General features: G+C 74.6%; 18 protein-coding genes. 11 read left to right on the top strand and 7 right to left on the bottom strand.

What is annotated here, in order from left to right; translation table 11 throughout:
• Positions 1-54: 54 nt before the first annotated feature.
• The 5 genes from ABZ234_RS17155 to ABZ234_RS17135 all read right to left on the bottom strand — a co-directional run bounded on the left by ABZ234_RS17155 (position 55) and on the right by ABZ234_RS17135 (position 4,835).
• On the bottom strand, positions 55-693 hold the full coding sequence (locus tag ABZ234_RS17155; protein WP_355012722.1) for a DUF3224 domain-containing protein: 639 nt from the start codon (positions 691-693) through the stop codon (positions 55-57).
• A gap of 347 nt (positions 694-1,040) precedes the next feature.
• The gene (locus tag ABZ234_RS17150; protein WP_355012721.1) at positions 1,041-2,018 is read right to left on the bottom strand and encodes a phosphatidylinositol-specific phospholipase C; all 978 of its coding nucleotides are present in this window, start codon (positions 2,016-2,018) and stop codon (positions 1,041-1,043) included.
• Between the two features lie 387 nt (positions 2,019-2,405).
• Positions 2,406-2,669 carry a hypothetical protein gene (locus ABZ234_RS17145; protein WP_355012720.1) on the bottom strand — a complete coding sequence of 88 codons (264 nt, stop codon included), beginning with the start codon at positions 2,667-2,669 and terminating at the stop codon, positions 2,406-2,408.
• A 112-nt stretch (positions 2,670-2,781) separates the two neighbouring features.
• Positions 2,782-3,531, bottom strand: coding sequence for a hypothetical protein (locus ABZ234_RS17140; protein WP_355012719.1), 750 nt, complete (start codon positions 3,529-3,531; stop codon positions 2,782-2,784).
• Between the two features lie 530 nt (positions 3,532-4,061).
• Positions 4,062-4,835: a nucleotidyltransferase domain-containing protein gene (locus ABZ234_RS17135; RefSeq protein ID WP_355012718.1), complete on the bottom strand. Its 774-nt coding sequence runs from the start codon at positions 4,833-4,835 to the stop codon at positions 4,062-4,064.
• A 224-nt stretch (positions 4,836-5,059) separates the two neighbouring features.
• Here ABZ234_RS17135 and ABZ234_RS17130 point away from each other — a divergent pair, with 224 nt between their 5' ends.
• Together ABZ234_RS17130 and ABZ234_RS17125 are read left to right on the top strand one after the other, a co-directional pair.
• Positions 5,060-5,872, top strand: coding sequence for an SAM-dependent methyltransferase (locus ABZ234_RS17130; protein WP_352985223.1), 813 nt, complete (start codon positions 5,060-5,062; stop codon positions 5,870-5,872).
• A gap of 232 nt (positions 5,873-6,104) precedes the next feature.
• Positions 6,105-7,352, top strand: coding sequence for an Nramp family divalent metal transporter (locus ABZ234_RS17125; protein WP_355012717.1), 1,248 nt, complete (start codon positions 6,105-6,107; stop codon positions 7,350-7,352).
• Between the two features lie 153 nt (positions 7,353-7,505).
• Here the strand turns inward: ABZ234_RS17125 and ABZ234_RS17120 are convergent, their stop codons facing one another.
• Entirely contained in the window at positions 7,506-8,531 is a 1,026-nt protein-coding gene (locus ABZ234_RS17120) for a hypothetical protein (protein ID WP_355012716.1), read from the bottom strand.
• Between the two features lie 208 nt (positions 8,532-8,739).
• On the opposite strand from ABZ234_RS17120, the gene ABZ234_RS17115 reads away from it, so the two are divergent.
• From ABZ234_RS17115 to ABZ234_RS17090, 6 genes are all read left to right on the top strand, one after another.
• Positions 8,740-9,828, top strand: coding sequence for a LacI family DNA-binding transcriptional regulator (locus tag ABZ234_RS17115; protein WP_355012715.1), 1,089 nt, complete (start codon positions 8,740-8,742; stop codon positions 9,826-9,828).
• Between the two features lie 150 nt (positions 9,829-9,978).
• Positions 9,979-11,601, top strand: a complete 1,623-nt coding sequence (locus tag ABZ234_RS17110; protein WP_355012714.1) for an FAD-dependent oxidoreductase — start codon at positions 9,979-9,981, stop codon at positions 11,599-11,601.
• Between the two features lie 86 nt (positions 11,602-11,687).
• Positions 11,688-13,871: a hydantoinase/oxoprolinase family protein gene (locus ABZ234_RS17105; RefSeq protein WP_355012713.1), complete on the top strand. Its 2,184-nt coding sequence runs from the start codon at positions 11,688-11,690 to the stop codon at positions 13,869-13,871.
• Positions 13,868-14,539: a hypothetical protein gene (locus ABZ234_RS17100; RefSeq protein WP_355012712.1), complete on the top strand. Its 672-nt coding sequence runs from the start codon at positions 13,868-13,870 to the stop codon at positions 14,537-14,539. The genes ABZ234_RS17105 and ABZ234_RS17100 overlap by 4 nt, the downstream gene beginning before the upstream one ends.
• Positions 14,536-15,867 carry a transporter gene (locus ABZ234_RS17095; RefSeq protein ID WP_355012711.1) on the top strand — a complete coding sequence of 444 codons (1,332 nt, stop codon included), beginning with the start codon at positions 14,536-14,538 and terminating at the stop codon, positions 15,865-15,867. Before ABZ234_RS17100 ends, ABZ234_RS17095 begins: the two co-directional genes overlap by 4 nt.
• Before the next feature lie 171 nt (positions 15,868-16,038).
• Positions 16,039-16,962 (top strand): alpha/beta hydrolase fold domain-containing protein, encoded by a 924-nt coding sequence (locus tag ABZ234_RS17090; RefSeq protein ID WP_355012710.1) that lies wholly within the window; start codon positions 16,039-16,041, stop codon positions 16,960-16,962.
• Positions 16,963-17,058: 96 nt separating this feature from the next.
• Here ABZ234_RS17090 and paaK read toward each other — a convergent pair whose 3' ends face one another.
• Positions 17,059-18,417 carry a phenylacetate--CoA ligase PaaK gene (gene paaK, locus ABZ234_RS17085; RefSeq protein WP_355012709.1) on the bottom strand — a complete coding sequence of 453 codons (1,359 nt, stop codon included), beginning with the start codon at positions 18,415-18,417 and terminating at the stop codon, positions 17,059-17,061.
• Between the two features lie 246 nt (positions 18,418-18,663).
• On the opposite strand from paaK, the gene ABZ234_RS17080 reads away from it, so the two are divergent.
• From ABZ234_RS17080 to ABZ234_RS17070, 3 genes are read left to right on the top strand one after another with little or no spacing between them, the layout of a single operon-like run.
• A complete protein-coding gene (locus tag ABZ234_RS17080; protein WP_267944637.1) occupies positions 18,664-19,899 on the top strand; it encodes a thiolase family protein in 1,236 nt (411 codons plus the stop codon).
• A complete protein-coding gene (locus tag ABZ234_RS17075; protein ID WP_355012708.1) occupies positions 19,896-20,645 on the top strand; it encodes an enoyl-CoA hydratase/isomerase family protein in 750 nt (249 codons plus the stop codon). The genes ABZ234_RS17080 and ABZ234_RS17075 overlap by 4 nt, the downstream gene beginning before the upstream one ends.
• Positions 20,642-21,532 (top strand): 3-hydroxyacyl-CoA dehydrogenase family protein, encoded by an 891-nt coding sequence (locus ABZ234_RS17070; RefSeq protein ID WP_355012707.1) that lies wholly within the window; start codon positions 20,642-20,644, stop codon positions 21,530-21,532. The genes ABZ234_RS17075 and ABZ234_RS17070 overlap by 4 nt, the downstream gene beginning before the upstream one ends.

The raw sequence follows: 21,532 nt of genomic DNA, 5'->3' as shown, positions 1-21,532 counted from the left end.
GCACGACCCCCGGCCAAAAGCGCTCGGCCGGGGGTCAAGGGGCAGGTCAGGGGGTTACGGCAGGGTGTAGGTCAAGGTCACGTGGGCTTCGGGGGTGCCGTCGGTGAGGATCTGCCCGCAGCCGCTGAGCCCCGCCAGGTCGCCGCTCGCGGACCCCTCCACGACGCACCACTCGGCGCTGATGGCGCCTCCGGGGTCGGCGGTGCCCCATGCGTCCATCGCGAAGGTGCCCTCGACGCCGTCCAGGGAGCCGACGAACCTCCCCGCGCCCTCGCTGGTCGCGCCGCCGGAGGCGTCCACGAGGTCCAGATAGACGTGGTACCCCTTGCCGTCGAGGTCGCCGACGAAGTCGGTCTGGAAGACGGTGTTGAGGATCTGGGTCCCGCTGGGGTCGCCGGAGGGCCCGATCTCCTCGACGGTCTGGTCGAGGAGGTGGACGACGGCGGTGGCGGTGCGCTCCTGGGAGGGGCTGGGGCTGGGGCTGGGGCCGGGGTCGGTGCTGGGCCGGGCGCCGGGGTCCGGGGTCGCGCCGGGGCCGGGGCCCTGCGTCGGGGACGCGGTGCCGCCGTCGGGCGGGGTCGGACCGTCTCCCGGGTCGGCCCACACGGGTGAGCAGGCCGACAGGAACGCCGCCGCGGCTCCGGCGGCCAACAGGGGGGTTGCTCTCGCGAAGTCTCTGCCGCAGATTCTCATGCCTACTCCTCTGCACCGGGGGTGGATCGTCATTCACCCTGGAAATGAACATAGGGAACATTTCGGACGGTCGCATGAGTCGTTGGATACGGCAGGGGCCTAGATCTCGGTTCCTCACCTTCTGTTTCTGATCCATTACTTTAAATAGTGGCCGCCCCTTTTCTCCGGTGCTTTTCCTTGGAAATTCTTCGGAAAGGGCGAGGGAATTCCCCTGTGGAGAGGGGACGGAATTCCGGTTCACGGTCCCCGGGGTTGCGGGGGGAGCGTTTTCCGGACCCCGGTGCGGGGGCGGCGGTCCCGTGGCGGCGTGCGGGCCCCGGCCGCGCGGGGCGGCCGGGGCCCCGGCGTCAGGAGGGGTTGCGGGCCAGGACGAGGTCGGTCAGCTCCTGGCTGGGGAAGTCCATGACGACGACGCCCGTCCGGGGCGCCCGCGAGGAGCGCAGGTGGTCCACGGCGTAGGCGTTGACGCCCCGCTGTCCCAGGGCGCCCCACGCGACGTCGCGCGGGTTGGCCCACGGGGCGCCGCTGCCGCTCAGGTGGTTGACGTACAGCAGGTCCGCCGGGCCGCCGGCCGCCGCGTCGAAGTGCGCCCGGGCGCTGTCCCACTTCGCGGGGATGTCGAAGAGCGTGGGCACGCGGTAGTCGTCCTGGACGCTGAGCGCTGGCCCGTTCCAGTGGACGCCGTAGGCGCGGGAGGCGGCGAAGTCCTGCACGATGACGATCCGGCCCCGGACCTCGCCCAGGTCGGGCACCCGGTTCCCGTCCCCGTCCGGCACCCACAGGTGCTCCGCCAGCACATCGCGGGTGTCCGGGTTCTGCTCGATGTAGTGGTCCAGCGTCTCCTCGTAGCTGCGGGTGTTCTCCTCCTCGGTGTGCTCCTTCTTGAGCCGCATGAGCACGGTCTCGCCCGGGTTCCGTTCGAGGAAGGCGCCCACGTCGGTGACCACGTCGGTGAAGTTGAGGTGCAGGTACTCGGCACCGTGGTGGATGGGGAACGCGTCGCGGTAGTGGCGCGTGCGCACGTCGAGGAAGCGCACGCCGGAGTCGAGCTGCTGGGCGATGGTCAGGTCCTGGGTGCGGGACCACACGGATCCGCGCCAGGCGCCGCTGTCGTGCGTGCCGGGCACCGACAGCGCTGACAGGCTCGCGCCGTCGGGCAGCGCCGCCATCCAGGAGGAGTGCTCGACCAGGGGGGCCGGGGCCGGGGCCGCGGAGGCGGGGGCCGCCGGGGCCAGCAGGGCGGGGAGGACGAGGAGGGCGGACAGGGCCGCGGCCAGCAGGGACGCGGGCCCGGTCGGGGAGGCGGGGCCGGGGGAGGGGAGCATGGGGGCTTCCTTCGGTCACGGGGCGGACGCGCCGCCGGGGCGCGTCCGGAACGCCGTCCACACTGCCACGGCGCGACCGTCCTGACACCCCCTGTGCGCGGCCGTCGTCCGCTCCCGCCGCAGGCGACGGCCGCCCCGGACCCGGGTGAGAATCTACACCGTAAAGGTGAGACTGGGGATGGTCCGCCCACCCCACGAGTTATGGCAAACAGGGTCCGAGAAGGCACCGGATTCCGTAGGCTGGTCCCTGCGCGTCCGCGCGCACGCCGGTGTGGGGCAGCGTGGACGGATGCCCCGCACCGGCCTCTCCTGTCTTCCGCCCGGTCATCGCGTGAGGACGGCCGCAGTCTGCGGCCCCGACCGGCCGGGAGGAGCGCCTGCGAACCCTCATTCCCACCGGCGGGTACGGGGCAGGAGGGCCTGCGGCGCGATCTCCAGCATCCAGTGCTGCCGTTCCGACCAGCCCAGGAAGCGCCGGGCACCGTCACTTCCCCCCTCCACCAGGGGCCCGCCGTCGACGACCCGGCGCAGGCCGGCCACCACCGGAGCCATCCGCTCACGTGTGTGGCGGGGACGCGCGAGAAGGGACTCCTCCATCCGCGCCACCGCCCCGCGCTGCTCCGGGGCCGGGCACAGGGACAGGAAGAACACCGCCTGGCGCCAGGCGAATGCCGCGCTCCGGACGTGCCCGCGGGGAGCTCTCGCCCCGGGGGCGCGCTCGGGGCGGGGCCGAACCGGTGGGGGCCGCCGGGCGCGGCCGGGTTCAGGCCGTGGGGTCGAGGCCGTGGGAACCGGCGAAGCGGGTCGCCAGGGAGAAGACCGCGCAGGGGGCGGGGAGCGGCCCCCGGCGCAGGAGGGTGTCCAGGCAGGGGCACCACGGGGCGCGTCCCTGGGACAGGCACGCCAGGACGCCGAGCAGGCGCAGGGACAGGGCGATGTCCTCCAGGTGCGGGCCGGGGTGCTCGACGCGGGCCCGGGTGAAGGAGCGGGTGCTGACCTGGCTCTCCTTGGCGTGGGCCAGGGTGCGCGCGATCCGGTGCTCGTGGGTGCGGGGCAGGTCGGCGAAGCCGTGCTCCGCGACGCGGTGCAGGGCGCCGACCGCGACGGCGCGCGGGGACTCGCAGGCGCGGGCGAGGGCTTCGAGGGCGGGACAGTCGGCGCGCGAGCGGGAGGAGGCGACCCTGTTCCACTGGGCGGCGGGGACCAGGGAGGCGAAGCAGTCCAGGGCGGCGCGGGTGCGCGGGGTCAGCCAGCGCCGGGCCTGCTCGGCGCCGGCGGCGGAGTGGGCGGGGGCGGGCCAGGGGGAGGCCAGCAGCGGCAGGAGGGGGACGCCCCGGGGGCGGGGCGTGCGCAGCACGGTGGGAGGCGCGGGCCAGGGCGGCGCGGCCCTGCGGCGGGAGAGGGCGTGGGGGGTGTGGTCCCGGCAGGGCGGGACCAGGCGTCGGCGGCGGCAGCGTCCGTGGTCCAGGGTGGGGCCGCCGCAGGGGAGCGCGCGGCCGGTTGTCCTCGCCATGACCACGAGGTTCCAGGATCGGGCCGTTCGCGGCCATGCCCCGGGGGGTGAGGTTGTCCGGTCCGCGCGGTAAGGGCGAGGGGTGCGGGGGAGGCCGCCGCGGTCGGCGGGCCCCGTCGCCGACCGGGGGAGCGGTCCTGCCGCGGGCGGCGGCGTCCGGTGCGGACCCTGTCCTCGGTGGGCGGTGACCGCCGTGCGGCGGCCGGCCGGGGAGCCGGGTGGGCGGGTGCGCCCGAGGGGCGGCACCCGCCGCCGGTCAGCGGGTCTTGATGAACGCGGGGATGATGCCGGCGATGAGCATCATCGACAGGCTCACGACCATGAGCACAAAGGCGATGGTTCCGACCATGGTGTTTCCTCACGTTTGTTGTTCCCGGACACCGCGCGCGGTGTCCGCCGCGCGGTCGACGCCCGGTGGGCCGGGCGCGCCGCGTGCCTCTTCGGTGGCTCACCCTATCTCGATCCGGCGCCGGTTCCCCGGCGGGTGCCCGTACTGGTCGGCGGGGTCGCGGGGAGGGGCGGCGGGGTCCTCAGCGGGCGTCCCAGGACCTCCGGTAGGCGTCGACCAGCCAGCGGTCGGCCCAGGCGCGGTCGGGCTCCTCGGGTAGGTCGGCGTGGTCGCACAGCCACACCAGCCGCTCCTCCAGCTCCGTGGCGCGCTCGAGGGCCTCGGCGCGGCTGTGTTCGCCGCGGCGCAGCTCCAGCAGCCAGGTGCGGTCGGGGCCGGGCATCGGCAGGGTCAGCCGCCCGGTCTCCATGAGTTCGACGCCCTGGATGCCGAGCCGGACCATGTGGTAGGCGTACTTGGTGTCGAAGCCGTAGGCGTCGACCAGCTCCGGCCTGTTGGTGTGCTTGCCGCCGCGCAGGCCCTCCATGCGTTCGCGCTGGGCGCGCAGGTAGCCGAGGAAGCGGTGGCCCGCCCGGCGCGACAGGACGCGGTCGGCGCAGGCGCGCAGTTCGCGGCCGGTGTCCGTGACGGCGACGATCTCGCCGTCGGGGACGAACAGGGGCAGCAGGACGGTCGGGTTGCCGTCCAGGGCCAGGCGCATCCACTTGCGCAGCGAGTAGACGGTCAGGTCCAGGTCGCCCGGGCCGGAGCGGGAGTGGTCCGGCTGGGTGCGGAAGACGTACTGCTCGAAGGCGCGCAGTCCGATCACGTACTCGGGCGGTTCGACGCAGATGCCCATCTCGTCGCGGTCGTTCTGTCCGTCGAGGGCGACCCCGTGGACGCCGGACCCCACCTGGCAGCGCAGGACGGTGCCCTTCTCGGCGATGCGTGCGTACTCGGGGGCGGAGTGCTTCACCTGCGGCTCCTGGTCGTCGCTGTGCGGAACGGGGGTGTGGGCAACCTACTCTCCGGGGCGCGGGCGGTTCGACTCCTTTTCGGCGGTCGGGGGCGGGGGAGGCCTGTGGGGCGGGGGATTCGGGCGGTTCGGTAGTTGCCCGCCGGTCCCCGGGACCGTTTACTTGTCCGCGTAGCGCCCCTTTTCGGGTGCTTCCGAGCGACATGCACAGAAAGAGGCCTTCCGTGCCCCCCGTGACTTCCGAGGGTCCCGCCCCCAGGATCGACACCTCCGTCCCCCACAACGCCCGTATCTGGAACTACTGGCTGGGAGGCAAGGACAACTACCCGGTGGACCGGGAGATGGGCGAGCAGATCCGCTCGTTCTTCCCGGAGATCGTGGACAACGCGGTCGCGGACCGCGCCTTCCTCGTCCGCACGGTCACCCACCTCGCGAAGGAGGAGGGGATCCGGCAGTTCCTGGACATCGGCACCGGCCTGCCGACCCACAACAACACCCACGAGGTCGCCCAGTCCGTGGCCGCGGACGCGCGGGTCGTCTACGTCGACAACGACCCGCTCGTACTCACGCACGCGCGGGCGCTGCTGACGGGGTCGGCCCAGGGGGCGACCGACTACGTGGACGCCGACCTGCGCGACCCCGACGCGATCCTGAGCGCGGCCTCCGCGACCCTGGACCTGTCGGAGCCCGTGGCCCTGATGCTGCTGGGCGTGGTGAACTTCGTCGCCGACGACGGCGAGGTCCGCTCGGTCCTGGACCGGCTCCTCGACGCGCTCGCGCCGGGGAGCTTCCTGGTCGTGTCCCACCCCACGGACGACATCGACCACGAGCGCGCCCACCAGGTGGCGGCCGCGTGGAACGAGCGCGGCACCCCCAAGATCACCATCCGCTCGGCCGAGGGCATCGCGGCGCTCTTCGACGGCCTGGAGCTGCTGGAGCCGGGCGTGGTCTCCTGCTCCCTGTGGCGCCCGGGCCCCACCGAGGTGGGCGAGGTCCGACCGGTGGCCGAGTACGGCGGGGTGGCCCGCAAGGGGTAGGGGCGCGGCCCGGGGCGGGGGCCTCCCGCGGGCCGGGGCCCGGGCGCCGCCGCGGACGGCCCGCCGGCGGGGCGGTCCGGGCCGCGCGTCCCCGCCCCGCGGCCCTCCGGGCGTATCGATTGCGCCACGGAACCCCCGGAGGGAAGCGTCGCCCCTTTTGTACCGTGCGTCACACCCCCTACATTCTTGCCACTGGACGGGCGGACTCCGTCCCCGCACGAAGGAGGGGCCGGTGGCGGCCACCGAACAACGCAGGGCGACCTGGAAGCAGCTCGGGCCGGGCATCGTCGTCGCGGCCACGGGCGTCGGCGCGGGCGACATGGTCGCCACACTCATCGCGGGCAACCGCTTCGGCTACGCCCTGCTGTGGGCGACGATCGTCGGCTGTCTGGTGAAGATCTCCCTGGCGGAGGCCACCGGGCGCTGGCACCTGGCTACCGGGCGCACCATCTTCGACGGGTGGAGCAGCATGGGGAAGTGGACCACCGTCTACTTCGCCCCCTACATCGTGATCTGGGGCTTCGTCTACGGGGCGAGCGCGATGACCGCGACGGCCCTGCCCCTGGCCACCCTCTTCCCGGTGCTCCCGCTGGAGCTGTGGGCGGTCCTGGCGGGCGTCTCGGGGCTGGCGATCGTCTGGTTCAACCGGTACGCGGTCTTCGAGAAGATCATGACGGTCCTGGTCGGCGTCATGTTCGTGACGGTGGTGGGCCTGGCCGTCTACGTCGGGCCGGACATCGGCCAGACCCTGCGCGGGCTCGTCCCCCTGCTCCCGGAGGGGTCGGTGTTCTACACGCTGGGCCTCGTCGGCGGCGTGGGCGGCACCATCACCATGGCGGCCTACGGGTACTGGGTGAACGCGAAGGGCTGGCGCGACTCCGGCTGGATGAGGATGATGCGGCTGGACAACCGCGTCGCCTACGTCACGACCGGCGTCTTCGTCGTCGCGATGCTCATCGTGGGCGCCGAACTCCTGTACGCCAGCGGCATCGCGCTGGAGGAGGGCGACCAGGGGCTCCTCCAGCTGGGCGACATCCTGCGCGAGCGGTTCGGCGGGTTCGTGGCGACCGTGTTCCTCGTCGGCTTCTTCTCCGCCGCCTACTCCTCCATCATCGGCGTGTGGCACGGCGTGAGCCTGCTCTTCGCGGACTTCGTCAACCACGTGCGGGGGCGGGCCGACACCGATCCCGTGGAGAACGAGAAGAGCTGGGCCTTCCGCGGCTACATGCTGTGGCTGACCTTCCCGCCCATGCTCCTGCTGCTGGTGGGCAGGCCCTTCCAGCTGATCATCGCCTACGGCGTGCTGGGCGCGTTCTTCATGCCCTTCCTGGCGTTCACCCTGATGTGGCTGCTCAACTCCTCCCGCACCCCCCGCGAATGGCGCAACGGCTGGATCAGCAACACCGGGCTGGCCCTGGCGGGCTCGCTCTTCGTGGTCCTGTGCTGCTACGAGCTCTACGGGATCGTCGCCGGGGCCTGACCCCCGCCGGGGCCGGCGGAGGCCGGGCCCCGGCTCTCCCCTCCCGCCCGGGCGGACCGGGCGCGCGCCCGCCGTGCCGGGGACGCGGAGGAGCGGGCCCGCACGGCCGCCCGGACCCCGTCCGGGCGGCCGTGCCCGCTTCCGCGGGCGGCCTCACCCAGCCCGTGCGATGGCGATGGTCGCCCCCAGACGGCTGCCCGCCTCGTAGAACATGTACTGCGTGCCCCCGTCGGACCCGTAGGAGGGGGCCGCGCTGCGGCCCGAGTCCGGCGGCCCCGCCAGGGGGCTGTGGACCACGCCCAGGTGGTTGCGCAGGGAGAAGTCCCGCCCGACCTCGGTGAGGCGGATGTCGCCCCGGTCGGTGTGGTAGGCGACGTAGGTGCTCCCGCCCCGCTCGACCACATGGGGCCCGGACAGGTTCGCCACCCCCACGGAGGAGTGGGAGACCAGCGGCCGGGGGTCGAAGTCGAAGGTGATGCCGTCGGCCGACCACCCCCACCCGATGGAGCGGTTGCCGCCCGTGCTGTTGCGCATGAACACCATCACGTAGCGCGCGCCCCGGTCGGGCAGGGGGTGCTCGAAGACCCGGGCGTAGGAGGCCTCCGTGGTGCCCGGCACCATCGCCGTGGTCAGCACGGTGCCCTGGTAGTCGAAGTCGATCCCGTTCCGCGAGCGCGCCAGGCGCGTGGTGGTGTTCTCGCCGTGGAAGTACAGCCACATCTCCCGGTGCTCGGCGTTCCACATCACGTGCGGCGAGGAGACGTGGCTGACCGAGTAGTGCGGGGACCAGGTGCGGGACACGATCGGGTTGCCCGGGTGCTCGGTGAAGGGGCCCTCCGGGCTGTCGGCGTACGCCAGGCAGATGCCGCCGGGCGCGTCGTGGGGGGCGTAGTAGAGCAGGAAGCGGCCGGGCGCGCCGGAGAGCCTCCCGGCGGTGCCGCGCAGGCACGGGAAGATCAGCTCCCCCGTCGGGTTGTAGGCCAGCGACGAGGTGTCCAGGGCCTCGCGCAGGAACGTGTACCGGGGCAGGACCGGGGCGGTGCGGGCGGCGCCCGCGGGCGCCGGCCCGAGGAGGCCGGGGGCGAGGAGGGCCCCGGCCGCGGCGGCCCCGGCGCCCAGGAGCGCGGTCCTGCGGCCCACGCCCGGGGCCGGGGTGTCGGGGGAGTGTGCGTCGGACATGACGGTTCCCTTCCGGAGCGTGTCGGGGGGTGCTCCGAGGTCCAGAGTCTCTGCCAGGGACGATGCGTCAGTCAAGGACCTAATACGTATTAGTGAAACTCCATGGCCATCGGTCGGAAATCCGGCCGACACCTCTTGACATACCGCGTGGCGCGGCTCACAGTCATGGACTAATGCGCATTAGGACGCCGTATCAGAGGAGGAACAGGTGACCGACGCAAGCCGGGAGAGGGCCGCCGGGCGCCGCAGGCCCCGCCAGTCCGACATCGCGCGGGTCGCGGGCGTCTCCCAGGCCGCCGTCTCCCTCATCCTGCGGGGGACGCCCTCGGGCATGGCGCTCGCCAGGGAGACCCGGCAGAGGGTCCTCGACGCCGCGGAGGAACTCGGCTACGTGCCCGACCCCGTGGCCACGCGGCTCGCCTCCGCGCGCAACGCGATGCTCGGCCTGTACACCTTCAGCACCACGTTCCCCACCGACGTCGCCCACTCCTACTACCCGGTCCTGGCCGGGGTGGAGGAGGAGGCGGCCGCCCAGGGGCAGGACCTCATCCTGTTCACCGGCTCCGCCCGCGCCGCGGCGCGGGCGCAGGACCCGGCCGCGGTACGGCGCGTCCGCGTCGCCGACGGCTGCCTGTTCTTCGGGCGCCACGTGCCGGAGGAGCCCATCCGGCGCCTGGTCGAGGACGGATTCCCCTTCGTCTACATCGGCCGCCGGGACGAGCCCGGCGTCCCCTACGTCGGCGCCGACTACGTCCCGGCGTCGGCGCAGGTCGTGGCGCGACTCGTCGCGGCGGGCCACCGCAAGATCCGCTACCTGCGCGAACACGACCAGGCGCCGGCCTCGGCCGACCGGGAGGAGGGTGTCCTGAAGGGCGCCCGCGAAGCCGGCCTGGACACCCGGGGCCTGGTCGCGACGACCGACGGCGCCGACGCGGACGCCCTGCTGGGCGGCTGGCTGGCCGAGGGCGTCACCGCCGTCGTCGTCGAGCAGACCGACACCGGGGCCGCCCTGGCGGGGCTCGGGGCGGCCGTGGGCCGGGCGGGCCTGGACTGCCCCGGGGACCTGTCCCTGGCGGTGCTCGGCGCGGCCACCGGTACCCGGGGCCGCGCCCCGGGCGGGGGCGCCGCGTTCAGCGGGTTCGACGTCCCCATGCGCGAGATGGGCCGCGACGCCGTCCGCCTGCTGCTGGAGCTGATCGCGGGCTCCCCCGGAGCAGCCACCCGGCGCCTGCTGCCCTGCGAACCGGTGGAGGGCGGCACGATCGCCGCCCCCCGCCCGCCCAAGAAGCACACCTGAGAGACATCTCAGGTGGCCTCGCCGGGCCGGGAACCGACAGGGGTCGGCCCGGTGCCCACGCGGCCACCACGAAACAGATCCGTCCTGGACCAGTCCAGCAGTCCTTCAGCAGAGCTGTCTGGAACCGCTTACGAACGAATCAGGCACACGATGACCGAGACCCGTACAGAGATCCTCGTCGTGGGCGGGGGACTGGGCGGCGTGGCCGCCGCGCTGGCCGCCGCCGACTCCGGCCGCCGCGTCGTCCTCACCGAGGAGACCGACTGGATCGGCGGACAGCTCACCTCGCAGGCCGTCCCGCCCGACGAGAACCCCTGGATCGAGCAGTTCGGCGCCACCGCCTCCTACCGCCGCCTGCGCGAGGGCATCCGCGACCACTACCGCCGGGCCTACCCGCTGCGCGCGGAGGCCGCCGCCTCCCGCACCCTCAACCCCGGCGCCGGCCGGGTCAGCAAGCTCTGCCACGAGCCCCGGGTCGCCCTGGCCGTCCTGGAGGAGATGCTCGCCCCCCACCGTGCCGCCGGGCGCGTCACCGTGCTCGAACGGCACCGTCCCGTGGAGGCGCGCACGGACGGGCACCGGGTGGACTCCGTCGTCCTGGAGGACGCGCGGGGCCGGAGGCACACCGTCGCCGCCGACTACGTCCTCGACGCCACGGAGAACGGCGACCTCCTGCCGATGGCGGGGATCGACCACGTCACCGGCGCGGAGGCCAGGTCGGAGCACGGCGAGCCGCACGCACCCGAGGCCGCCGACCCCGCCAACCTCCAGGGCATCACGTACTGCTTCGCCGTCTCCCACCACGAGGGCGAGGACCACACGATCGAGCGCCCGCGCATGTACGACTTCTGGCGCTCCTACCGGCCCGACTTCTGGCCGGGCCCCCTGCTGGGCTTCGCCGCGCCCGACCCGCGCACCCTGGAGCCCTCCCGGCGCACGTTCGTCCCCAACCCCGACGTGGACCCCCTCGCCGTGGCCGCCGACCAGAGCGCCGACGCCGGGGACAAGGAGCTGTGGGGCTTCCGCCGCATCCTGGCGCGCGGCATGCACCGCCCCGGCGCGTTCGACTCCGACATCACCCTGGTCAACTGGCCGCTCAACGACTACTGGCTCAAGCCCGCCCTGGAGATCGAGGGCGTCGTGGACGCCGCGACCGTCCGCGAGGCCCACGAGGAGGCCCGCCAGCTGTCCCTGTCGGTCCTGTACTGGCTCCAGACCGAGGCGCCGCGGCCCGACGGCGGCACCGGGTTCCCGGGACTGCGACCGCGCCCCGACATCACCGGCGCGGAGGGCGGGCTGGCCAAGGCCGCCTACGTCCGCGAGTCCCGCCGCATCAGGGCGGTCACCACCGTCACCGAGCACGACGTGTCCCTCGACCTCGTGGGACCGCACGGCATCGTCCGGCGCCACGACTCCGTGGGCATCGGCAGCTACCGCATCGACCTGCACCCCTCCACCGGCGGCGACACCTACGTCGACATCGCCAGCGTCCCGTTCGAGATCCCCCTGGGCGCGCTCCTGCCCGCCCGGGAGACCAACCTGCTCCCCGCCGCGAAGAACATCGGCACCACCCACATCACCAACGGCTGCTTCCGGCTGCACCCCGTCGAGTGGAACATCGGCGAGGCGGCCGGACGGCTCGCCGCCTTCGCCCTGGAGCAGGGCACCACACCGCACGCCGTCCGCGACAAGGCCGACCTCCTGGAGGCCTTCACCGCCCTCCTGGACCGCACCGGCGTCGAACGCCACTGGCCCGACGTCCGCGGCTACTGACACCCCTCGGCGCCGCCGACCGCACCCCGCCCGGCCGGCGGCGCCACGCACCTCCCACTCCCCACGCACTCCCCGAAGGGGCGACGATGATCGACCCGACCCCACCTCCCACCCGCGGCCCCGTACGCGTCGGCATCGACGTCGGGGGCACCTTCACCGACGCCGTGGCAGTCAGCGCCACCACGTTCGCCCTCCTCGGCCAGGTCAAGGTGCCGACCAGCCACGACCACGCCGATGGCGTCGCCCACGGCATCATGACCGCGCTGGAGCGCCTGCTCGACGACATCGGCGTCGGCGCCGACGACGTCGGCTTCCTCGCGCACGGCACCACCCAGGCCACCAACGCCCTCCTGGAGGGCGACGTCGCCACCATCGGCATCGTGGGGATCGGCACCGGCTACGACGCGTTCGCCACCGGGCGCCTGCGCTCCCTGGGCAAGCTCAGACTCGACTCCGGGCACCGGCTCCCCGTCCGCTACACCGCGCTCCGGGACCCCGAGGACGCCGCGGCCGCGCTCGCCGGCGTGGACCGGGTGCTCGCCGAGGGCGCCGAGGTCGTGGTCGCGGTCGAACCCTTCAGCGTGGACGACCCCAGGGGCGAGGCCGCCGTCCGGGCGGCGGCCGAGCTGCGGGGCGTCCCCGTCACCGCCACCCACGAGATCACCCAGCTCTACGGCCTGGGCAAGCGGGCCCGCACCGCCGCGCTCAACGCCGGGGTGATGCCCCGCATGCTCAGGACCGCCGACCTCGTCGAGAGCAGCATCCTCAAGGCCGGGGTGAGCGCGCCGCTGATGGTGATGCGCTGCGACGGCGGGGTCATGTCCCTGGCCGAGATGCGCAGCCGACCCCTCCTGACGGTGCTCTCCGGACCCGCGGCCGGGGTCGCGGGAGCCCTCATGGGGGAGAAGGTGAGCGAGGGCGTCTTCCTGGAGACGGGAGGCACCTCCACCGACGTCAGCGTGATCCGGCGCGGGCGCGTGCAGATCAGGCACGCCGAGCTGGGGGGCAAGGAGACCTACCTGTCGGCCCTGGACGTGCGCACCGTCGGGGTGGGCGGCGGCTCCCTCGTGCGCCTGTCCGGAGGCGACGGGTCCGGCGGGGCCGCCCTGACGGACGTGGGCCCCCGCAGCGCCCACATCGCGGGCCTGCCCTACGCCTGCTTCGCCGACCCGGCCGAACTGGAGGGGGCCCGGCTGGTCCGGGTCAGCCCGCTGGCCTCCGACCCCGCCGACTACGCCGTCCTGGACGCCGGCGGACGGCGCTTCGCCCTCACGGTCACCTGCGCGGCCAACGCCGCCGGGCTGGTGCCCGAGGGCGACTACGCCCGCTCCGACGCCCGCGCCGCACGGGCCGCACTGGCCCCGCTGGCACGCGCCCTCGGGGTCGACGTGGACGGGGCCGCGCGCGCCGTCCTGCACCGGGCCACCGAGCGCGTCAGCGCCGTCGTGGAGGCCCTCGTGCGCGACTACGGTCTCGACCGCGACGTGTGCGACCTCGTCGGCGGGGGAGGCGGCGCCGCCACCGTCACCCCCTACCTGGGCGAGCGCACGGGCATGCGGTCCCGCATCGCCGCCCACAGCGAGGTCATCAGCCCCCTCGGCGTGGCCCTCGCACTGGTCCGCGAGTCCGTCGAGCGCATCATCCCCGGCGCCACCCACGCCGACGTGCTCGCCGTGCGCTCCGAGGCCGAGCAGGCGGTGCTCGCGCAGGGCGCCGACCCCTCCGGGGTGGAGGTGGACGTCACCGTCGACCCGCAGCGCAACCTCGTCACCGCCGTCGCCACGGGCGCCACCGAGCTGCGCACCAAGGACCGCACCGCCGTCACGGACGCCGGCGCGGCCCGCGCCGCGGCCGCCGCCGGCCTCGGCGCGGACCCGGGGGCCGTCACCGAGTACGCCTCCAACGGCTGGTACCGGGTCTTCGGCCTGCTCCGCCGCCCCGGGGGGCCGTTCGGCCGCTTCGCTCGGGAGCGCGCCCACGTGCGCGTCGTGGACGCCGAGGGCGTCGTGCGCCTGCACAGCGCCGACGCCCGGGTGGACACCCTGACCGCCGCGGAGGCGGAGGGAAGGCTCAGGGACCTGGTGGCGGAGCGCACCGCCTACGGCGACGGAGGGGCGGTCCCGCCCGCGGTGTGGCTCCTGCTGGGCCCCAAGCTCGCCGACCTGTCGGGGGTCATGGACCCCGGCCACCTCCTGGCGCTCGCTGCCACCGAGATCGGCCGCCGCGGCCCCGACGAGACGGTGATCGCCCTGATGGAGACACGCCGATGACCGCGCCGCCGCGCCCCGGGGCCGACTACGGCCGCATCTCGGCGGCCTCCGACGAGGACCTGGCCGCCGAACTCCTGGCCCTGACCCCCACGCACGAGGGCCGCGACCCCGGGCAGCTGCGCGACTGGGCGCGCACCGCCCTGGCCTTCGGGCGCGAGCTGGCCGACACCGCCCGCGCGGGGCCCGCCGGGCCCGGGGGAGCGGGGGCCGAGGTGACCGACAGGGCCACCGGGGGCCTGCGCCCCGGCGAGGTCCTGCTCGCCGAGTACCTCCACCGGGCCGCGGGGGACCGGGTGATCGTCTACGCCGACGCCCTGGACTACGCCCGCGGGGTGGCGGAGGCGGCGGGCTGGGGCCGGGACTACCCGCGCGCCGCGCTGCGCGGGGCGGCGCTCGCCCACGAGGAGGCCCACCGCATGCTGCACCGCGGCCACGGCCGGGAGCTGCGCCGCAGACTCGGCCACACGGCGCTGAGGCTGGGGCCCCTGCGGGTGCGGGGGCACGTCGCCGGCGCGGACGAGATCGCCGCCCACGCCTACGCCGGACGGCGCGGGGCGCTCCGCCGGAGCCCGCTCGCGCTCACCGCGGCCATCGCCGCCACCCTCGCCCACCGGGGCACGGACCAGCACGGTCCGGGCCCGAGAACCACCTCCGGAGACCGCCCGTGACCGCCCTGGGAATCCTTCTCGCCATGGCCGTGGGCGTCGGCCTGATGCTGACGCGCCGCCTCCCCACCGCCTTCGCCCTCGTCCTGCTGTCCGTCGCCGTCGCTCTGATCGCGGGGGCGCCCCTCACCGGGGAGGAGGGCAGCGTCGTCGGCACGGTCGTCCAGGAGGGGGCTCCGCGCCTGGCGGCGACCATGGTCGCCATCCTGCTGGGCTGCTGGCTGGGCACGCTGATGTCGGAGGCGGGGATCGCCTCGACGCTCGTCCGCAAGATCGTGGAGTTCGGCGGCGAGCGCCCCTCCGTGGTCGCGGTCGGCGTGTTCCTGGTCGCGATCCTGTGCGGGGCCATCACGGGCTCGGCCCCGGCGGCGATGCTCGCGGGCGTCGTCGGCATCCCGGCGATGATCGCGGTCGGGGTCACACCCACCGTCGCGGCGGGCACCGTCCTGGTGGGCATCGCCGCCGGGCTCCCCCTGGAACTGATCAACTGGCAGTTCCTGTCCGACGCCATCGGCGTCCCGGTCTCCACGGTGCAGCACTTCCAGCTGCGCATGTTCCCGATCGCCCTGGTCGGCGGCCTCGCCTACATCCTCGTGGAGATGCGCCGCAAGGGGGCGCGGCACACGTGGGCGGTGCGCGTCCCCGCGCCCGCCGGGGGCGGGGGCCCCGGCCGCCCCCCGGGCCGGCGCGCACGCGCCGCCGAGCGGCGCCGCCGCCGCGGGGACGCCCCCTGGTACGCGCTGGTCACACCCCTGGTCCCGATCGTGCTGGCGCTGGGGCTGGAGATCCCCATCGTGCCCTCGCTGATCGCGGGCGTCGTCTACGCGCTGCTCACCGCCGTGCCCTGGCGGGACATGACGAGCACCGCGCTGCGCACCCTCTACCAGGCGTTCGACGTGGCGGCCCCGCCCATCGTCCTGTTCATCGCGATCGGGATGCTCCTCGCCGCGGTGAACCTGCCCGGCGCGGTCCAGGCGCTCAGCCCCGTGGTCACCGCGATCAGTCCGGGCAGCCCGTGGCTGTTCGTCCTGGTCTTCGCCGCACTGGTGCCGCTGGCCCTCTACCGCGGTCCGATGAACATCTTCGGCCTCGGCGCGGGGGTGGCCGGGGTGCTCATCTCCGGCGGCATCTACCCCGCCCCGGCGGTGCTGGGCATGATGGCCTCCTACGGCCAGGTCCTGGGCGTCTCGGACCCCACCAGCACCCAGACGGTGTGGGCCTCGCAGTACGCCGGGGTCCGCCCCGAGCGCTCCATGCTCTCCACGCTCCCCTACACGTGGGTGGTCGCCGTCGCCGGCCTGGCCCTCACCGCGTTCCTCTACCTGCGGTGAGCCGCCCGGCGGCGGGCCCCGCCCGGGAGGGGCGAGGCCTTCCGGGCCCGTCCGCCGGGGCACGTCACCGCGCTGACGCCCCGGTCCTCCCGGAGGGCCGGCGCCGCAGGGGGCCCTCCGGTGGGCCGATCGGCCCACCGGAGCGCGGCCGCGCTGGTAGCGTGGCGCGCCATGACGATCCTGAGCCGCCCCCCGTTCGCGCGCCTGGTGGCCCGGTCGATGCAGGCGGGCATGGCGCTCGCGGCGGGCCCCGCGACCCGCCGCGCGCACGCGAGGCTTCCCGAGTACCCCCGAAGGACCGAGGCGCTCACCGTCCCCACCTCCTACGGTCCGGCGCGCGTCACCGTCCACCGCCCCGGGCCCGGCCCCCGGCCCCCGGCGGTGTACGTCAACCTGCACGGCGGGGGTTTCGTGCTGGGGTGGGCGGAGATGGACGACCCGCTGTGCCGCGCGCTGGCGGCCGAGGCCGGGGCGGTCGTGCTCAACGTCGGCTACGCGGTCGCGCCACAGCACCCGTTTCCGGCCCCGGCCCGCCAGGCGCACGAGATCGTGCGGTGGGCGGCGGCCCACGGCGGCGAGCACGGCTGGGACGGGTCGCGCCTGGCGGTCGGCGGGCAGAGCGCGGGGGGCGCCCTGGCCGCGGCGGCGGCCCGGCTGGACCTGGAGGCCGGCGAGTCCCTGGTCGGGTTGCAGGTGCTGCACTACCCGCCGCTGGACATGACCGTGGCGGCGGGGGACAAGCCCTCGGTCGTCGACCGGCCCCTGCTGCGGCCCTGGATGGGCGAGGTCTTCAACTCCTCCTACCTGCCCGACCCGGCGGAGCGGGGCCACCGGCTGGCCTCCCCGGCGGGGCCGCGGGACACCGCGGACCTCACCGGTATCGCGCCCGCCCTCGTCATCGTCGCCGAGCACGACATCCTGCGCGAGGAGGGGCGCCGCTACGCCCGCCGGCTCGACGGGGCCGGCGCGCTCGCGGCCCTGCACGAGGTCGCCGGCCGCGACCACGGCTACGACGTGGGCGACGACGACGCGGCCCGGCAGACCTACCGCCTGATCGCCTCCCACGTCGCACGGGCGCTTCCGGCGCCGGGGTAGGGTCCGCGGGCCCGGCGCCGGGCCCGTCTTCCGCGGGCGGCACGCGCACGCCGACGGCCGCCGGCGTGCGCGTGCAGGACCCGTGGGGCGTGCCGCCTACGCCCGGGGCCGCTGGTCGACGATGCGCCGGAACTTGCCCACGGACCGCTCGATCTGCTCGGGGTCCACGACGTCCACGGTGACGCTCACACCGACCCTGTCCTTGACCGTGGCGACGATCTCCCGGCTCAGGGCGGTGCGGCGCTCGGCGGTGCAGTCCGGGGCGGCCTCGATCCGCACGGCCATGCGGTCCAGGCGGCCCTCCTTGGTGAGCACCAGCTGGAAGTGCGGGGCGAGCCCGTCCAGGCCCAGGACGATCTCCTCGATCTGGGTCGGGAAGACGTTGACGCCGCGCAGGATGATCATGTCGTCGCTGCGTCCGGTGACCTTGTCCATGCGGCGCATGGGCCGGGCGGTGCCCGGGCGCAGCGTCGTCAGGTCGCGGGTGCGGTAGCGGATCACGGGCATCGCCTGCTTGGTGAGCGAGGTGAAGACCAGCTCGCCGCTCTGCCCGTCGGGCAGGACCTCCTGTGTGACGGGGTCCAGGACCTCGGGGTAGAAGTGGTCCTCCCACACGTGCAGGCCGTCCTTGGTCTCCACGCACTCGTTGGCCACGCCCGGCCCCATGACCTCGGACAGGCCGTAGATGTCGACGGCGTGGATGTCGAAGCGCTCCTCGATCTCGCGGCGCATCTGCTCGGTCCAGGGCTCGGCGCCGAAGATGCCGATCCTGAGGGAGGTCGTGCGCGGGTCGATGCCCTGGCGCTCGAACTCGTCCATCAGGGTCAGCATGTAGCTGGGAGTGACCATGATGATCTCGGGCCGGAAGTCCTGGATGAGCTGGACCTGCTTGGCGGTCTGGCCGCCGGAGGCCGGGATGACCGTGCAGCCGAGCTTCTCGGCGCCGTAGTGGGCGCCCAGGCCGCCGGTGAAGAGCCCGTAGCCGTAGGAGACGTGGACCTTGTGGCCGGGCCGCCCGCCCGCCGCGCGGATGGAGCGGGCCACGACCGTGGCCCAGGTGTCGATGTCCTCGCGGGTGTAGCCCACGACCGTGGGGCGGCCCGTGGTGCCGCTGGAGGCGTGGATGCGGCTGACCTGCTCCTGGGGGACGGCGAACATGCCGAAGGGGTAGTTGTCGCGCAGGTCGGCCTTGGTGGTGTGCGGGAAGAGGCCGATGTCCTCCAGCGTCCGCAGGTCCGCGGGGTGCACCCCGGCCTCGTCGAACTTCTTCCTGTACAGCGGCACGTTGGCGTACGCGTGGTCCAGCGTCCACCGCAGGCGCCTCAGCTGGAGGGCGCGCAGTTCGTCGACACCCATGCGCTCGGCCGGGTCCAGGAGGTCGGGCGCGGGTGCCTGCCCGAGGCGCTGGTGAGGGGCGGCACCGGCCGACTGCGTGGTGGTGTCGTGGCTTGCCATGGGCCTCTCCGTGTACTGTGCGCGGGAACCCGCCGGGCCGGCAGGCCCGGGGGGAGGGTGGGCGGGGGCCGCGCGGTCGTGGATGTGGTGCGGGCCCTGTGCGGGGGGACCCGACTTGCTTACTGACCGAACGTTCGGTTACTAATGCATTAACGCAGTCTCCGGGCGAGCATGTCAAGGAGAAGTGTCGATGATTTCACAGATGGCGGTGGCGCAGGCCACTGCCGCCAACACGGGAGGACGCACGTGAGCGACGTCTACTTGGTCGACGGGGTGCGAACCCCCCAGGGCCGCTACGGCGGCGCCCTCGCCGCCGTCCGCCCCGACGACCTCGCCGCCACGGCCGTCGCCGAGGCGGTCCGCCGCTCGGGCGTCCCCGGCGAGGCCGTCGACGAGGTGATCCTCGGCGCCGCCAACCAGGCCGGCGAGGACAACCGCAACGTGGCACGCATGGCCGTGCTGCTCTCCGGACTCGACCCCCGGGTCCCCGCCTACACCGTCAACCGGCTCTGCGCCAGCGGGTTGACCGCCGTCTCCTCCGCAGCCCAGGCCATCCGCGCCGGGGAGGCCGACGTGGTCGTCGCGGGCGGCGTCGAGTCCATGACCCGCGCCCCCTGGGTGATGGCCAAGCCCGGCACCCCCTGGGCCAAGCCCGGAGAGGTCGCCGACACCTCCCTGGGCTGGCGCTTCACCAACCCGCGCTTCACCGAGGCCGACGCGCGGGTCCCCGCCGGCGCCGCGCCCACCGACCTGCGCTACACGCTGTCCATGGGCGAGACCGCCGAAGAGGTCGCCCTCCTGGAGGGCCTGACCCGCGAGGAGTGCGACGCCTTCGCCCTGCGCAGCCACGAGCGCGCCGTCGCCGCGGCCGGGGCCGGGCGCTTCGACGCGGAGATCGTCCCGGTCACCGTCACCGACCGCAAGGGCCGGACCCACGAGGTCACCGCCGACGAGGGCCCCCGCCCCGACTCCGGCATGGAGAGCCTGGGCAGGCTGCGGCCCGTCTTCCGCGAGGGCGGAGTCGTCACCGCCGGCAACTCCTCCTCGCTCTCCGACGGAGCCTCCGCCCTCGTCCTGGCCGGCGGGCACGCCGTCCGCGAGTACGGCCTCACCCCCCGCGCCCGCGTCGTCGGCTCCGCCTCCGCCGGGGTGGACCCGCAGCTCATGGGGCTGGGCCCCGTCCCGGCCACCCGCAAGGCCCTGGACCGCGCGGGCTGGACGGTCGGCGACATCGGTGCGGCCGAACTCAACGAGGCCTTCGCCGCCCAGTCCCTGGGCGTGGTGCGACAGCTGGGGATGGACGAGGGGATCGTCAACGCCGACGGCGGCGCGATCGCCCTGGGCCACCCGCTCGGCAGCTCGGGCTCCCGCATCCTCGTCACCCTGCTCAACCGCATGGAGCGCGAGGACGCCCGGCGCGGCCTGGCCACCCTGTGCGTCGGCGTCGGCCAGGGCGTCGCCCTCCTGGTGGAGCGCCCGTGAGCGCCCGCCAGGACTTCGGGACGCTCCTCGTCGACCGCCGCGAGGACCGCGTGGTGGTCGAGCTGCACCGCCCCGAGGCGCGCAACGCCATCAACGCACGGATGATCGCCGAGCTGCACGAGGTGTGCGCCGAGATCGAGGCCGACCCCAGGCCGCTGCTGCTCACCGGGCACGGGAACGTGTTCGCGGGCGGCGCCGACATCGCCGAGCTGCGCGAACGCGGACGCGAGGAGGCGATGGCCGGCATCAACAGCCGCCTGTTCGAGCGCCTGCACCGGCTCCCGGCGCCCACCGTGGCTGCCGTGGACGGGTGGGCGCTGGGCGGCGGGGCCGAGCTGTCCTACGCGTGCGACATCCGGCTCGCCACGCCCACCGCCGTCTTCGCCCAGCCCGAGCCGGGACTGGGCATCATCGCCGGGGCCGGCGCGTGCTGGCGGCTGCGGGAACTGGTCGGCGCCTCGGTCGCCAAACAGGTGCTGCTGGGCGGTTTCCGGCTGGACGCCGAGGCTGCCCTGCGCCACGGCCTGGTCGCCGAGATCGTCCCGGCCGGGGAGCTGCGCGCGAGCGCCCACGCCCTCCTGGACCGGATGGCGGCCTCCTCGGCACCGGCCCTGCGCATGACCAAGCTGGTCCTGGACGCCGACGGGGCGCACCCGCTGGCCGACGACATGGCGCAGGCCGTGCTGTTCGAGAGCGCCGACAAGCACGACCGGATGACCCGTTTCCTGGAGAGGAAGAAGCGTTGAGCACCCACGAGCAGAGCGCCGCCGGGGCGGGCGTCCCCGCGGTCGTCGCCGTCGTCGGCGGCGGCACCATGGGCGCCGGGATCGTCCAGCAGTTCCTCACGGCGGGCGCGGACGTGGTCCTGGTCGAGGCCACCGCCGAGGCCGCCGGGGCCGGCCGCGCCCGGGTGGCCGCCGGTCTGGAGGGGGCCCGCTCCCGGGGCAGGATCGACGCCGAGCCGGCCGCCTACCTGGCCCGGCTGCGCACGGTCACCGACACCGCCGCCATCCCCGCCGACACCGGCCTGGTGGTGGAGGCAGTGCCCGAGCGGCCGGAGCTGAAGATCGCCGTGCTCACCGCCGCGGAGGCGGCCGTGGGCGAGGAAGCCGTCCTGGCCTCCAACACCAGCTCCCTGTCGGTCACCGAACTCGCGGCCGCGCTCCAGCGCCCCCACCGCTTCCTGGGCACCCACTTCTTCAACCCGGTCCCCGCCTCCAAGCTGGTGGAGATCGTGGTCGCCCCCGGGACCGACCCCGCCGTGCTGGAGTCGGTGCGCGGCTGGGTCGGCGCCCTGGGCAAGACCGAGATCGCGGTCAGGGACGCACCCGGGTTCGCCACCAGCCGCCTGGGCGTGACGCTCGGCCTGGAGGCCATCCGCATGGTCGAGGAGGAGGTCGCCTCCCCCGCCGACATCGACACCGCCATGGAGCTGGGCTACCGCCACCCGATGGGGCCGCTCCGGCTCACCGACCTGGTCGGGCTCGACGTGCGCCTGGCCATCGCCGAACACCTGGCCTCCGAGCTGGGGGACCGGTTCGCGCCCCCGGAGCTGCTGCGCCGTATGGTCGCGGAGGGAAAGCTCGGCAAGAAGACCGGCCAGGGCTTCCACACCTGGGACGAGGGAGAATAG

Source organism: Nocardiopsis sp. NPDC006198, assembly GCF_040613895.1.
In the GTDB taxonomy this organism is placed as follows: domain Bacteria; phylum Actinomycetota; class Actinomycetes; order Streptosporangiales; family Streptosporangiaceae; genus Nocardiopsis; species Nocardiopsis tropica.
Note: the sequence above shows the minus strand (reverse complement) of the source record. Positions and strands in the feature narration are given on the sequence as shown.